Origin of the sequence: Bacillus rugosus (assembly GCF_023238245.1) — a bacterium.
Classification (GTDB): domain Bacteria; phylum Bacillota; class Bacilli; order Bacillales; family Bacillaceae; genus Bacillus; species Bacillus rugosus.
Genome location: NZ_CP096590.1, coordinates 1,857,623 through 1,874,064 on the forward strand (window position 1 = coordinate 1,857,623; position 16,442 = coordinate 1,874,064).

At 46.6% G+C, this 16,442-nt stretch carries 1 protein-coding gene; it reads left to right on the plus strand.

Annotated features, from left to right (window positions below):
• Positions 1-27 precede the first annotated feature (27 nt).
• On the plus strand, positions 28-16,434 hold the full coding sequence (locus tag M0696_RS09285; protein WP_248602765.1) for a non-ribosomal peptide synthetase: 16,407 nt from the start codon (positions 28-30) through the stop codon (positions 16,432-16,434).
• The last annotated feature ends 8 nt before the right edge of the window (positions 16,435-16,442 follow it).

Genomic DNA, 16,442 nt, shown 5'->3' on the forward strand with positions numbered 1-16,442 from the left:
CTTTCAGAAGGGCAAAAAGGGCTGTGGATGCTTCAGAAAATGTCTCCTGACATGAGTGCATATAATATTCCTTTATGCTTTCGCATCAGCAAACCAATACATGCAGTGACGTTCAAGAAAGCCCTTCTGTTTGTACAGAAACAATATCCTGTTTTAACTAGTGTGATTCAAGAGGAGAATGGCATTCCATTTCAAACGGTTCAGTCATCTGGGGCTCTTTATTTTGAGGAAGAGGATATATCAGCGATGAAATCAGCAGAGGTATTGCCTTTTCTAAAAGACAAAGCAAAAGAACCTTTTCGTTTGGAAGCTGGCCCGTTATTCCGCACACATCTTTTTCATCGGTCAAAAGAAGAATGCATTGTGCTCATAACGATTCACCATATCATATTTGACGGTGTGTCGATGCTGACATTGATATCGGCGCTTTTCGAGGCGTATCAGCAATTGCTGAATGGGATTGAGCCTGTGCTGCAGCCATTAACAGCTGATTATTACGATTTTGTCGATTGGGAAACCCGGATGCTGAACAGCAGAGAAGGGGAAGAGCATCTCGCTTACTGGAAAGAACAGTTGTCTGGGAATCTGCCAGTTCTTGATCTTCCTGCTGACCGTCCGCGATCTTCAGCACGAAAATTTAAGGGGCAAGCTTATAAAAGCTTGCTCCCTCATCACCTGAGAAATCAAATCAAATCGTTTGCCCGCACCTATCATGTGAATGAATCGGCTGTGTTTCTCTGCATTTACAAGGTACTGCTGCATCACTATACAAAACAAAAGGATATCATTGTCGGCGTTCCGACAATGGGACGGCCTGAAGATAGCTTTGAATCTATTATCGGATACTTTATCAATATGATGGCTGTTCGGAGCAAGAATATCGGATCCCAGCCATTTACAGCGTTTATTCGGGAGCTTCAGCTGACAATGGCTGACGGTCTGGACCATGCGGCATATCCGTTCCCTGCATTGGTAAGAGAGCTCAATGTAGACCGACCGGCTGCGGCTTCCCCGGTTTTTCAAACAGCCTTTCTGTATCAAAACTTCTTTCAGGCAACAAGCTTGCAGAAAGTGCTTGAATCATATCAAACACTTGGCATTGAATATATGGAGGATATTCGGCAAGAGGGAGAGTTTGAGCTGGCACTCGAAATATACGAGCAGGAAAATGAAACAGTGCTTCATCTTTTATACAACCCTGATCTATATGAATTGTCCTTCATTGAAAGTATCATGGAGAACTATATGAAGCTCGCGCAACATATGATGGAGGACCCGTCTTTGCCGCTTGAAACCTACTCTTTGCAGTTAAATCAAGAACAGAATAGTTTACTGGAACAGTGGAATGCGACAGGGACAAACACGCCAAATGACAAGTGTATACATGAAGTGTTTGAGGAAAAGGCGAAACAAACCCCAGATGCGGTTGCCGTGATTTTCGAAGACAGGTCTCTTACATATAAAGAAGTAGATGAAAAAAGCACGTCTGTGGCAATCTACCTTCAACATCAGGGGGTTGGGCCTGAACACCCTGTTGGAATTTGTGCAGAGCGTTCATTTGATATGATCATCGGGATTTTAGGAATACTGAAAGCCGGCGGAGCGTATGTGCCGTTAGATCCAAGCTTCCCGCAAGAACGGTTAGAGTATATGCTCAAAGACAGTCAGGCGTCCATCGTCCTGACCCAACCTAACGTTCATCATACGATCAGCGGATTAAACGGCAGCTATGTAAAAGCAATCAATATCGAGTTGGCTTGCCGAAATGGTTATGCAAATCAGCAAAGCAGCGGTTTAAAGCGAGAAGTAAACCCGGAGCATCTCGCTTATATCATTTACACATCGGGAAGCACCGGACAGCCTAAAGGGGTTATGGTAGAGCATCGAAGCATTATGAATACCCTGAATTTTCTTGAATCCAACTATCCCGTGACTGCTGAGGATGCATATTTACTGAAGACGAACTATGTGTTCGATGTATCGGTCTCGGAATTATTCGGATGGTTTATCGGAAATGGCCGCCTTGTGATTCTTCCGCCAAACGGAGAGAAATCACCGCAGCAGTGCATGAATTGTATTGAAAAGTACAAAGTGACCCACATTAATTTTGTGCCGGCTATGCTCCATGTTTTTTTAGAAACGGCGAAAGACAACAAGCAGTTAACTGATAATGGACCTCTCAAGTATATGATGGTTGCAGGTGAAGCTTTCCCTAAAGAATTAGTGAAAAAGGCGGTATCGATCTTTAAAAACTGCCGTGTTGACAATATTTACGGACCTACCGAAGCCTCCATTTACGCTGCGTATTTTGGGTGCGGAAAAGGAGATATCGCTAGTCACCATACTCCGATTGGAAAGCCTGTCTCCAACGTGAAAATTTATATTGTGGACCAGTATTTGAAGCCTGCCCCGATCGGACAGCCTGGTGAGCTTTGCATCGCAGGCGCCGGTTTGGCAAGAGGATACTATAATAAGCCAAGGCTTACGGCTGAAAAATTTATTGACAATCCGTTTGAACCAGGGACGAAGCTTTATAAATCGGGTGATTTAGCAAGATGGCTTCCTGACGGTAACATCGAATATTTAGGACGGATTGACAGCCAAGTCAAAATACGCGGTTTTCGCGTCGAGCTGGGTGCAATAGAAACAAAGCTAAGTGAATATCCGGGCATTTTAGATCAGGCGGTCGTGGTAAAGCAGCTGGAAGGCCATCAACAGCTCGCTGCTTATTATACAGAGGAAAGCGGACATTCCCCTGCAGATCCAAAAGAGTTGCGCCGTCATCTAAAATCCAGTCTGCCTGAATATATGATACCTTCACACTTTATCCGCTTAGATGAGCTACCGTTATCGCCTAGCGGGAAAGTGAACCGTAAAGAACTGGAAAAAAGAGACATCGTTTTCAATAAAAAGAATCCAAATCACTTGCAGTTAACGAAAATAGAGGATCAGGTGCTTCGTATTTGGGAGGAAACGCTTAAGGTCAGCGGCTTTGGGCCGGAAGACGGATTTTTCGATGCTGGCGGCGATTCGCTTCTGGCTGTAGCTGTGGCTGAACGAATCAAAAAAGAACTGGACTGTGAGTTTAGTGTCACTGAGCTGTTCGAGTATTCCACGATCCGTGCGATCAGCCAATACATTTTGGAGATGAAAAACTCAGATCAAGCTGCGACTCAAAATGAAGGCAATCATGAGGTCAAAAGAGATGAAAAATACCCGCAGCAGACGATTCCGCCTTATTTTGACGAAAGTGTTGCGATTGTGGGGATATCCTGCCAGTTTCCGGGTGCGAAACATCATCATGATTTTTGGAATCACATCAAAGAAGGCAAAGAAAGCATTCAGTTCTTCTCTGAAGAAGAGCTTCGCGAAAGCGGAGTTCCGGAAGAATTGATTCAACATCCTGACTATGTGCCTGTGCAATCGGCGATCGAAGGGAAAGATTTATTCGATCCCGGTTTCTTTCAAATCTCTCCGAAAGATGCTGAGTATATGGACCCTCAGCTCCGCCTCTTATTGCTGCATTCCTGGAGAGCGATTGAGGATGCAGGATATGTGGCAAAGGAGATTCCGGGCACAAGTGTATATATGTCTGCAAGCAACAATTCATACAGAACGTTATTGCCGAAGGAGGCAACAGAAGGGCATGAATCACCAGACGGCTATGTCTCATGGGTTTTAGCCCAAAGCGGAACCATTCCGACGATGATTTCGCATAAGCTCGGATTAAAGGGGCCAAGCTATTTTGTTCATTCTAACTGCTCTTCATCACTAGTCGGCTTGTATCAGGCATACAAAAGCTTGACATCAGGTGAATCTCAATACGCACTTGTCGGAGGCGCAACATTACACGCGCAATCAGCGATCGGCTACGTTCACCAAAACGGGTTGAATTTTTCAAGCGACGGACATGTTAAGGCGTTCGATGCTTCAGCAGATGGAATGGCCGGAGGTGAAGGCGTAGCGGTCATCCTGCTGAAAAAAGCTGTGGATGCCGTAAAAGACGGAGACCATATTTATGCCATTATGCGCGGAATAGACATTAATAATGATGGTGCAGATAAGGCCGGCTTCTATGCGCCAAGTGTAAAAGGCCAAACAGAAGTGATACAGCAAGTATTGGATAAAACCAACATTCATCCCGAAACGGTCAGTTATATTGAAGCGCACGGAACGGGAACAAAATTAGGCGATCCTATTGAAATGTCTGCTTTAAATAAAGTGTTTAGGCAATACACTGACAAAACACAATTTTGTGGAATTGGTTCGGTGAAAACGAATATCGGCCATTTAGATACAGCTGCTGGGTTAGCCGGTTGCATTAAAGTTGCGATGAGCTTGTACCATAATGAACTTGCACCGACCATCAACTGCACGGAGCCGAATCCGAATATTAACTTTGAAAGCTCTCCCTTTTATGTTGTCCGGGAACGAAAGCCGTTAGAGAAAAGTGAAGGTGTCCATCGGGCGGCTCTGAGCTCATTCGGTCTTGGCGGCACTAACGCCCATGCTATTTTTGAGCAATATGAAAACCACTCTGATGGGAGGGCCGAGAACGAGGGCAATCTGCCCTGCCTCATTCCTGTCTCAGCAAAAAACAGAGAGCGGCTCCAAGCATATGTGAAGGAACTGCTGGTCTATATCAGTCATAACGAGCAAGCACATATCTCTTTAAGAGATATTGCATACACCTTCCAGATCGGCCGGGAAGCAATGGACAGCAGGGTCATTTTTATGGCGAACGATCTGGAAGAATGGAAACAGCAGGTGGAAGATTTTGTTGATGGAAAGCCGCTCGCAGAAGGATGTATTCAAGGAGAAAAAACGAGAATGACATCTGCCGAACAGTTGCTTGGAAACGCTGAAGCAGAAGAATTGGCTGCATCACAGATATCAAAAGGAGAATTGAAAAAGCTTGCCGAGATGTGGGCAAAAGGCTTTCACGTTGAATGGAGAAGACTTTATCAAAATACGAAGCCGCGCCGCATCAGTTTGCCGACATACCCTTTCGCTGAAGAACGGTACTGGCCTGAAAGCAGCACCAGCGATATCACAACAATTGAAGCACCGCGTTTGCATCCTTTGGTGCACCATAATACATCGGTTCTGTCTGAGCAGCGGTTTAGCTCCATCTTCACAGGACAAGAGTATTTTATTTCAGAGCATATCATTAAAGGCATGGCGATTTTGCCGGCGGCGGTCACGCTTGAAATGGCAAGAGCCGCTATAGAACAAGGAATTGGCGGATTGGAGGATCATGAAACCGGAATCAGACTGAAAAATGTCGTGTGGGTTCGTCCGGTTGTAGCAGGAAATGAGCCGGTTAAAGTAAACATCGGACTTTATGATGAAGACGGCGGACACATTCTTTATCGGATGTATGGGGAGCCGGAATCCGTTGATGCAGAACCCGTTGTATATAACCAGGGTGTAGCTGAATTGATTCAGGTAAAGCAAGAAAAATCGCTGGATCTTTCTGAGATCAAAACCCGATGTGATCAAAGCAGAATGGACGCTTCCTTGTTTTATGAAGGAATGATCGGAGCCGATTACGGTCCCGGTTACAAGAGTGTAGAGGCCGTATATAAAGGTGACAGCCAGCTGCTTGCCAAATTATCACTGCCGGAATCTGTCATGCATACGTCAGATGATTATGTTCTTCATCCAAGTGTAATGGATGGGGCGTTACAGGCGGCTGAATATTTACAAAACGTCGTTAGGGCGGAGCTTTCAGACAGTGAAGACTTTAAGGCGGCACTGCCATTTGCCTTGGAGGAGCTTGAGGTCTTGCATCAATGCGTGACTGACATGTGGGTTTATGTTCAATTCAACGCGAAAAACAAACCGGGGGATCTGATACAGAAAGTCGATATTGATCTATGCGATGATCAAGGCACGGTTTACGTCCGGATGAAAGGATTTTCGACGAGAGTGATGGAGGCCGATATACAAACCGAACCATCAAAAATAAACGCTGAAACTTTATTGCTTCAGCCTGTTTGGCAAGAACAAAAGGCAGCTGAAGGTGAGGCTGCAAAGAAATATGCAGAGCATCTCGTATTTCTATGTGAATATGACAATGAGACCAGAAAGCAGATTGAAGCAGCCATCGAAGATGTTCATGTATATAGCTTGGAGGCAAGGCCTTCATCAGTAGATGGGCGTTTCCATTCTTATACGGAACAAGTGTTTAAGAAGGTACAAGAGATCATTCGCATGAAACCGAAAGACGGCATTCTCATTCAGATCGTAACCTCTGCCGAAGGAGAACAGCAATTGTTTTCAGGGTTGACTGGACTGTTGAAGACGGCCGAGCAGGAAAATGCTAAACTAACCGGCCAAATGATTGAAGTCAGCAGTGAAGAAAGTGGAGAAAGCATTGCTGGCAAACTGAAAGAAAATCAAATGAGCACCGTCTCATATATCAAATATCACAACGGTAAACGATACATTGCTGATTGGCGCGACATCAAACCGGCAAACCGTGACATCAGCAAGCCGTGGAAAGACGATGGCGTTTATCTCATTACAGGAGGTGCCGGAGGCTTAGGCTTTATTTTTGCAAACGAAATTGCGGAACAAACGACGAATGCGACAGTCATTCTGACGGGCCGCTCACCTCTTAGCGAAAACAAAAGCAAAAAGCTGAAAGAGCTTCACGGCAAAGGGGCCGAGGTCACCTATCAGCAAACGGATGTTACCGATAAGATTGAAGTCTACCAGCTCATAGACGGAATCCAGAAAACATACGGCCGTCTGGACGGCATTCTTCATAGCGCGGGAATCATCAAAGATAACTACATGGTCAATAAATCAGCCGAAGACCTGCACGATGTACTGGCGCCTAAAGTAAAAGGGCTTGTTTACCTAGACGAAGCGAGCAAGGATTTGCCATTGGACTTCTTTATTCTCTTTTCATCTCTCTCAGGGAGTTTAGGAAGCATCGGTCAGTCTGACTATGCAGCAGCCAATGTATTTATGGATATGTATGCAGGCTATCGAAATAGGCTTGCCGATCTCAGCCAGCGGCATGGGAAGACGATTTCTGTCAACTGGCCGTTATGGAAAGAGGGCGGCATGAAGGTCGATCAAGAAACAGAGAAAAGACTTGTGCAAATGGACGGGATTGTTCCTATGAGAGCAGAAAAAGGAATTCAGGCATTATATCAAGCGTTTCATTCCGAAGCAAACCAAGTAATGGTGATTGAAGGCGATGTGCAGAAAATAAAACAAAACATGACCGCAAAAACCGCCTTAGCACCTATGGAAAAGAAGAAAACAGAGAGCATGACTGAACAAGTACAGAACATTGATAAAGACAGTTTGCTGGATAAAGTAAAGGCGATGTTAAAGCGGGAGGTCGCCAAGCTGTTAAAGGTTAAGCTTGAAACGATTGATGATCATGCCGAGATGGCGGTGTATGGATTTGATTCTATCTCAATGACGGAATTCACCAACCATATCAATCGCGCCTATAAGCTAGAGCTGACACCAACCGTCTTTTTTGACCACCCGACGATTCATGCGTTTGGCAAGCATTTGTCAGAAGAATATCAAGCAGTGTTCGCGAAGACATTTGCTGTGCGCGCTGCATCGGCCCAGATACAACCTGCTGCCAAACCGGAGCAAACCTTGCGTGTCAAAACTAAAAGACGCAGAAAGCAGCACGTCATGCTGCCAAACGCCACACAGAGTGATGCGGGGCATGAGCCAATTGCCATTGTAGGAATAAGCGGGATTTTCCCTATGGCGAAAGATGTTGATGCGTACTGGAAGATCTTAAAAGAGGGCAAAGACTGCATGACGGAAATTCCGAAAGACCGTTGGGATTGGCGGGAATATGAAGGTGATCCGGCGAAGGAAGTCAATAAAACGAACGTGAAATGGGGAGGTTTTATTGACGGAATTGCAGATTTTGATCCATTATTCTTTGGCATTTCCCCACGCGAAGCTGAACAAATGGAACCACAGCAGCGCTTACTGTTGACTTATGCCTGGAAAGCGATCGAAGATGCAGGATATTCCGCGAAACGTCTGTCAGGCACAAAAACAGGCGTCTTCATCGGAACGGGAAATACAGGGTACAGCTCCCTTTTGTCCAAAGCCAACTCGGCAATAGAAGGCTCAGCGGCGGCCAATACAAGCCCTTCAGTTGGTCCGAACCGAGTCAGTTATTTTCTGAATCTGCATGGGCCGAGCGAACCGATTGATACCGCGTGTTCCAGCTCATTGGTGGCTATCCACCACGCCATCTCATCAATTGAGGAAGGTACTTGTGACATGGCATTAGCCGGAGGCGTGAATACGATTATCCTTCCTGAGGTGTATATCAGCTTTGATAAAGCGGGGGCACTGAGTAAAGATGGAAAATGCAAGACGTTTTCAAATCAAGCCGATGGTTTTGCCCATGGAGAAGGGGCCGGCATCCTGTTCTTGAAAAAATTAAAGGCGGCTGAAGAAGCGGGAGACCATATTTACGGTGTCATAAAAGGCAGCGCAATCAATCACGGCGGCCGTGCAGCATCTTTAACGACGCCTAATCCGAAGGCGCAGGCGGATGTCATTCAGTCGGCATATGAAAAAGCGGGAATCGATCCGAAAACCGTGACCTACATTGAAGCGCACGGAACCGGGACGGAGCTTGGAGATCCGGTTGAAATTAACGGATTGAAATCAGCTTTTAAAGCACTGGGTGTGAATGAAGGAGATGCATTAGCCAATCCTTATTGCGGCCTGGGGTCTGTGAAGACAAATATCGGCCACTTATCGCTGGCAGCCGGTGCAGCAGGGATCATTAAAATTTTAATGCAGCTAAAGCACAAAACCTTAGTGAAAAGTCTTCACTGCGAAACTGTGAATCCGTATATTCAGCTTAAAAACAGTCCGTTTTATATCGTAAGGGAAACGGAAGAATGGAAACCGCTGAAAAATGAACGGGGAGAAGAGCTGCCTCGCCGGGCGGGTGTCAGTTCATTTGGTATCGGCGGCGTAAACGCCCACGTGGTGATAGAAGAATATATTCCGGAAGCAGCCGATGAAAATATACCGTCCATCACGCCTGAACATCCGGGTATCTTCGTTTTATCAGCCAAAAACGAAGCGAGGCTAAAAGAACATGCACAGCAGCTGGCAAATGCGCTTGATAAGGAAACATATAGTGACGTAAATCTCACCCGCATCGCTTATACACTGCAAGCCGGCCGGGACGCGATGGAAGAACGTCTTGGGATCATTTCGGGTTCCATTGAGGATTTACAGCAAAAGTTAAAAGACTTTGCAGCAGGCAAAAGCGATGTCGAGGATTTATTTAGAGGCAGGATTGATAAAGGCACACTTCAAATGCTGACAGAGGACGAAGAGATTCAAGAAGCCGTCGAAAAATGGATGGAACGGGGAAAGTACGCAAAACTGCTTGAATTATGGGTAAAGGGGCTTGATGTAGACTGGACGAAACTGTATGGCGAGAATGTGCCTAAGCGCATCAGCTTGCCGACATATCCTTTCGCAAAAGACCGTTATTGGGTCTCTGATCATATCGAAAAAAGCGGCAGCCCTGAAGCAAACAAAGAAACCTCCCGCCCTGGCGCAGCCGTGCTGCATCCGTTAATGCATCAAAACACATCGAACCTCTCGGAACAAAGGTTTAGCTCAATCTATACGGGAGAAGAGTTTTTCCTTGCTGATCATGTTGTCAAAGGCCGACGGATCTTGCCGGGAGTGGCGCATCTTGAATTGGCGCGGGCAGCCGTTGAGCAGGCGGCAGAGGTACAAGGTGTTCCGTACACCATGAAGCTAAAGAACGCGGTGTGGGTGCGGCCTATTGTCGTAGAAGACCAGCCGAAGCAAGTACACATCAGGCTTTTACCGGAAGAAAATGGTGAGATTTCTTATGAAATTTACGGTAATCCAGAAGCCGGGGGCGAACAGCCAATCGTCTACAGCCAAGGCAGCGCTGTATTGAGTCCTGCTGAAAACCTGCCGGTGGTTGACCTGCAATCCTTGCGGGAGCAGTGTCAAGAAAGCCATTTCAGCGTCAATGAAGTATATGACACCTATCAAATGATCGGTTTTGAATACGGTCCTGCTTACCGCGGGATGGAAAAAATCTATACAGCCGAACATTTTGTTTTAGCAAGATTGTCATTGCATCCGTCTGCTTTAGATACGCTCAGCCAATACAACATGCACCCGGGGCTGATGGACTCTGCTTTGCAGGCGTCAAGCATTTTGACAGGCGCGGGGGATAACCAGCTGACTCTGCCTTTTGCGGTCCAAGAGCTTGAAGTCTTCGGAGCATGTTCTTCAGAAATGTGGGTATACGCAAGATACAGTCAAGGCAGCAAGGCAACTGATAAGGTGCAAAAGCGGGATATTGATATGTTAGATGAGAATGGCAATGTTTGCGTACGGATGAAAGGATTGTCTTTCAGGGCAGCGGAAGGCGGCTCTGTGTCGTCAAAACCAGGTAAAACGCTGGAAACCCTGATGTTTGAAGAACAATGGGTGCCTAAGGCTTGTGAAAAAGAAAATCCTGAGCCTCATTACGAACGGCACATTGTCATGCTTTGTGACATGAATGGCCTCTCAAAAGACAGCATTGAATCAGGAATGATAGGAGCGGAATGCATCGTTTTGGAGTCTTTTCGCGAAGGACTTGCAGAGAGGTTCCAAGATTATGCCGAACAAGCGCTTGAAACGGTACAGAGCCTTCTCGAAAGCAAGCCGCAGGGCAATATCCTGGTCCAACTGCTAACTTCTGCCCAAAGAAAACAGTACTCATTCTCGGGGCTATCGGCGCTCCTTAAAACCGCCAGCCTTGAGAACAAAAAATTAATCGGCCAGACCATTGAGATCGATTCAAACGAAAACATTGAAAGTATGATAGAAAAACTGAATGAGAATAAAAGACATGCAGGAGATCAGCACATTAAATATGAAACTGGCAAACGGTACATCAATGATTTGCGTGAAATACAAATGGCTGATCAGGACGTAGACCTGCCGTGGAGAGATAAGGGTGTATACCTCATCACGGGCGGTGCAGGAGGACTCGGGTTTATTTTTGCAAAAGAGGTTGCTCGTCAAGCCGAACAGCCTGTGCTCATTCTGACAGGCAGATCTGCGCTGAATGCGGATCAGCAGGCGCAGCTTAATGAGCTTCAGCGCTTGGGGGCTCACGCAGAATACAGGCGGGTTAATGTGACACAAGCAGAGGAAGTCTCCGAGCTCATCACAAGCATCACGTCTGATTACGGAGACTTAAATGGCGTCATTCACTGCGCAGGGCTGATTAAAGATAACTATCTTATAAACAAAACCAATGAAGAGCTGACACAAGTTTTCGCTCCTAAGGTAAAAGGGCTTGTGAATGTTGATGAGGCAACCGAGCATCTCGCGTTAGATTTCTTTATCCTCTTTTCTTCAATATCAAGTGTTGCCGGCAGCGCGGGGCAGGCGGATTATGCGATGGCCAACGCGTTTATGGACAGCTATGCAGCTTATCGAAATGCGCTTGTGACCGCCATGTACAGGCACGGGCAAACGTTGTCGATCAATTGGCCGCTCTGGAAAGAAGGCGGCATGCGGGCGAATAAAGGAATTGAAAACATGACTTTGAAAAACACAGGTGTGACTCCAATGCGGACCGAGACCGGCATTCAGGCGCTGTATAAAGGTTTGGCATTTGGCAAAGATCACGTCATCGTCATCGAAGGGATCAGAGACATGATGAGGGAAAAGCTGACTCAAAAGCCGTCTTCTGATGATGTTCCAGTGAAAACAGTGCAGGTACCGGTGACATCTGAAGCAAGAATGGATCAAGACAGTTTGTTTGACCATATTCAAGAAGCTTTAAAGCAAGCAATCTCTCAATTGCTCAAAATCAAACCTGAAGAGATTGACCCGGATATGGAATTTAATCAATATGGATTTGATTCGATAACGTTGACTGAATTTGCAAATACACTGAATGAGCAGTACAAGTTGGATCTCACGCCTACGATCTTCTTCGAGCACGCAACTGTTTATGCATTTGCAGCGTATCTGTCAGAAGAATATCCAAATGCCTTTACAGTTCAAACGCCTGTCGAAGCTGAGCAACCTTTACAGCCTGTAGAAAAAAACATAAAAAACATGACATTTTCAGCTGAAAACCGCTTTGCAAAGACATCGGTAACGCCAGTGCAACAGGCAGATGATCACGGACCTGAGCCTATTGCGATTGTTGGGATGAGCGGCGTTTTTCCGAAGGCAAAGGACATCGAGGAATACTGGAAGAACCTGAAAGCGGACGCGGATTGTATTACAGAAGTTCCAAAAGACCGCTGGGATTGGCAGGAGTATTACGGAGACCCTCTAAAAGAAGCGAATAAAACAAACGTCAAATGGGGCGGTTTTATTGATGAAGTAGCGGACTTTGATCCATTGTTCTTCGGCATATCGCCGCTTGAGGCTGAGCAGATGGAGCCTCAGCAGCGCCTCTTAATGACCTATGCGTGGAAGGCGATAGAAGAGGCGGGATACTCAGCGCGAAGCCTGTCAGGAACCAAAACGGGCATCTACATCGGGACTGGAAACACGGGGTACAGTTCGCTTTTGTCAAATGTAGACATCGAAGGCGCAGCAGCTGCGAACATGAGCCCTTCTGCGGGACCGAATAGAGTCAGTTATTTTCTGAACATTCATGGACCGAGCGAACCAATTGACACGGCATGCTCAAGCTCTTTGGTCGCCATTCATCATGCGGTTTGCGCAATTGAAAACGGAAACTGTGAAATGGCGATTGCAGGAGGTGTCAACACAGTCGTAACACCGCAAGGCCATATCGCCTATGATAAGGCCGGGGCTTTGAGCAAAGAAGGAAGATGCAAAACATTTTCTGATAGAGCTGATGGATTCGCAGTCAGTGAAGGTGCCGGCATTCTCTTCCTGAAAAAGCTGACAGCGGCTGAACGGGACGGTGATCATATTTACGGTGTCATCAAAGGAAGTGCCGTAAATCACGGAGGACGCGCAAATTCTCTGACGACGCCCAATCCGAAGGCTCAGGCGGATGTTGTAAAAACAGCATATGAAAAAGCGGGGATCGATCCAAGAACCGTGACCTATATTGAAGCACATGGAACCGGGACAGAGCTTGGTGATCCAGTAGAAATCAACGGCCTGAAAGCAGCATTTAAAGAGCTGTATGAAAAAACGGGAGACACGGATGTTCATAGCAGTCATTGTGGACTTGGATCTGCAAAGACAAACATCGGTCACTTATCGCTGGCGGCCGGTGTGGCGGGTGTCATTAAAGTATTATTGCAGCTAAAACATAAGACGCTTGTAAAAAGCCTGTACAGTGAAACCATCAATCCATATATCAGACTGGAAGACAGCCCGTTTTATATTGTGCAGGAATCCAGAGAGTGGAAGGCGCTGCAGGATGAAGCCGGCCGAGAGCTGCCGAGGCGCGCCGGCGTTAGTTCATTTGGCATAGGCGGCGTCAATGCCCACGTGGTCATTGAGGAATATATTCCAAAAGAAACAACTCATCCTGAACAAGCGCCAGCCGTGACAGCACAACACCCGGGGATCTTTATCTTGTCGGCAAAGGATGAAGATCGCCTGAAAGACCAGGCCCAGCAATTAGCAGACTTTGTCACCAGCCAATCTATCACATCTCGTGATCTCACTGATATTGCTTATACACTCCAAGAAGGGCGTGATGCAATGGAGGAGAGATTAGGGATCCTCGCTGTTTCGGCAGAGGACTTGCTGGAAAAACTGAACCTCTTTATAGCCGGACATGCAAGTGCGAAGTACATGTCAGGCAGAGCAAACAGAGGGATCGTACAGACATTGAGATCAGATGATGAAGTGCAGAAAACGCTCAAAAGCAGCTGGGAGCCCGGAATATATGAAAGACTGCTTGAATTATGGATAAAAGGCATGGAAATAGATTGGAGTAAACTGTATGGCGGCAAACAGCCGAAACGCATCAGCCTCCCAACCTATCCATTTGCGAAAGAACGCTACTGGATAACGGATATGAAAGAGGAAGCAGTCACACATCATGCAGCAACTATTGTCGAAACAGCAGCTTTGCACCCATTAGTACAGTCCAACACATCCGACTTATCAGAGCAGCGTTTCAGCTCGACCTTTACAGGCGCTGAGTTCTTTTTCACCGATCATAAGGTGAAGGGAAGCCCGGTCATGCCGGGTGTGGCATATCTTGAGATGGTTCATGCTGCCGTTACGAGAGCAGTGAGAGGAATCAAAGATACACAATCTGTTATTCACATCAAAAATGTTGTGTGGGTTCAGCCGATTGTGGCGGATGGCCAGCCTGTTCAAGTCGATATCAGTCTGGATCCCCAGCAGGACGGTGAGATTGCTTTTAACATCTTTACAGAGGATGCGTACAATGGGCGGAAAATACACTGTCAAGGCAGTGCTGCAATCAGCGAGGCAGGAGACATTCCAGTTCAGGATATCAGCGAGCTTCAAGATCAATGCTGCCTAAGCACACTCTCACACGAGCAATGTTATGAATTATTTAAGGCGATCGGCATTGACTACGGACCTGGTTTTCAAGGAATTGATCGGCTTTATATCGGCCACAATCAAGCCCTGGCAGAGCTTTCCCTGCCTCTTGGTGTATCTCACACGGTGAACGAATTCGTTCTTCATCCAAGTATGGCAGACTCTGCTTTGCAAGCATCGATCGGGCTGAAGCTAAATTCTGGCGACGAACAGCTTTCCCTGCCTTTTGCGCTGCAAGAGCTAAAAATATTCAGTCCGTGTACAAATAAAATGTGGGTGTCTGTTACATCTCGTCCAAATGAGGACAGAATACAGAGACTGGATATGGATCTGTGTGATGAACAAGGCCGAGTGTGTGTACGAATCAAGGGTATTTCCTCAAGGGTGCTGGAAAAAGACATACATCCGCAAGATGAGCCGATATCACCGGATATCAAGGCATCTCTTGATGGAGCGCTTCTTATGGCTCCGGTATGGGATCAAGTGCAACTGGAGAAGAGTAGCATTCCGCCTGCTGATGAACGTGTTGTCATTTTAGGGGACGTCAACAGCAGAAAAGCTGTTCAGAGGCAGTTCCCGTTTGCCAAGGAGCTATACATTGAGCCGAACACATCGATTTATGAGATTGCCAGCCAGCTTGAAACTCTCGGATCGTTTGACCATATTGTGTGGCTGTCTCCATCTCGCGTGATAGAGTGTGAAGTTGGCGATGAAATGATTGAAGCCCAAGAACAAGGCATGATTCAAATGTTCAGGCTCATTAAGGCAATGCTCTCTTTAGGCTATGGAGAGAAGGAAATGAGCTGGACGGTCGTGACGGAGGACACGCAATGTGTCGATCAGCATGATATTGTCGACCCGGTCGATGCAGGTGTACACGGCCTGATCGGTTCGATGGCAAAAGAATATCCAAATTGGCAGACAAAGCTGATCGATGTCAGGAAACATGAGGACTTGCCGGTGTCTGAGATCTTTTCCTTGCCAATTGATCAAGAAGGGAACACTTGGGCCTATCGAGATCAGCTCTGGCATAAACTGCGCTTGATTCCGGTGCACAACAATCAACCGGTGCACACGAAGTATAAACACGGAGGCGTTTATGTCGTGATAGGCGGAGCAGGCGGAATAGGCGAAGCTTGGAGCGAATATATGATCAGAACATACCAGGCGCAGATCGTTTGGATTGGCAGAAGAAAAATGGATGCAGCTATACAAAGTAAGCTGGACAGACTTGGGCGTCTGGGGCCTGCACCGTTTTACATTCAAGCTGATGCGGCTAACCGAGAGGAATTAGAGCGCGCTTATGAAACAACGAAACAAATGCATCGAGAAATCAACGGCATCATACATTCGGCCATTGTCTTACAAGACCGAAGCCTGATGAATATGAATGAGGAATGTTTCAGAAACGTTCTTTCTGCAAAAGTTGATGTAAGTGTGCGAATGACTCAAGTTTTCCGGCATGAACCACTGGACTTTGTTTTGTTTTTCTCTTCCGTACAATCGTTTGCGAGAGCTTCCGGACAAAGCAATTACGCTGCCGGCTGCAGCTTTAAGGATGCTTTTGCACAGCGGCTTTCTCAAGTATGGCCTTGTACAGTAGCCGTGATGAATTGGAGTTATTGGGGAAGTGTAGGTGTGGTTTCCTCACCGGAATATCAGAAGAGAATGGCTCAGGCAGGCATTGGCTCTATTGAAGCCCCTGAAGCGATGGAAGCATTGGAATTGCTGCTCGGGGGACCGCTGAAGCAGCTAGTGATGATGAAAATGGCAAACGAAACGAATGATGAAGCGGAACAGACAGAAGAAACAATTGAAGTTTATCCGGAAACTCACGGCTCCGCCATTCAAAAGCTGCGAAGCTATCACCCGGGTGATAGCACAAAGATTCAACAACTGTTATAGGAGGGAAG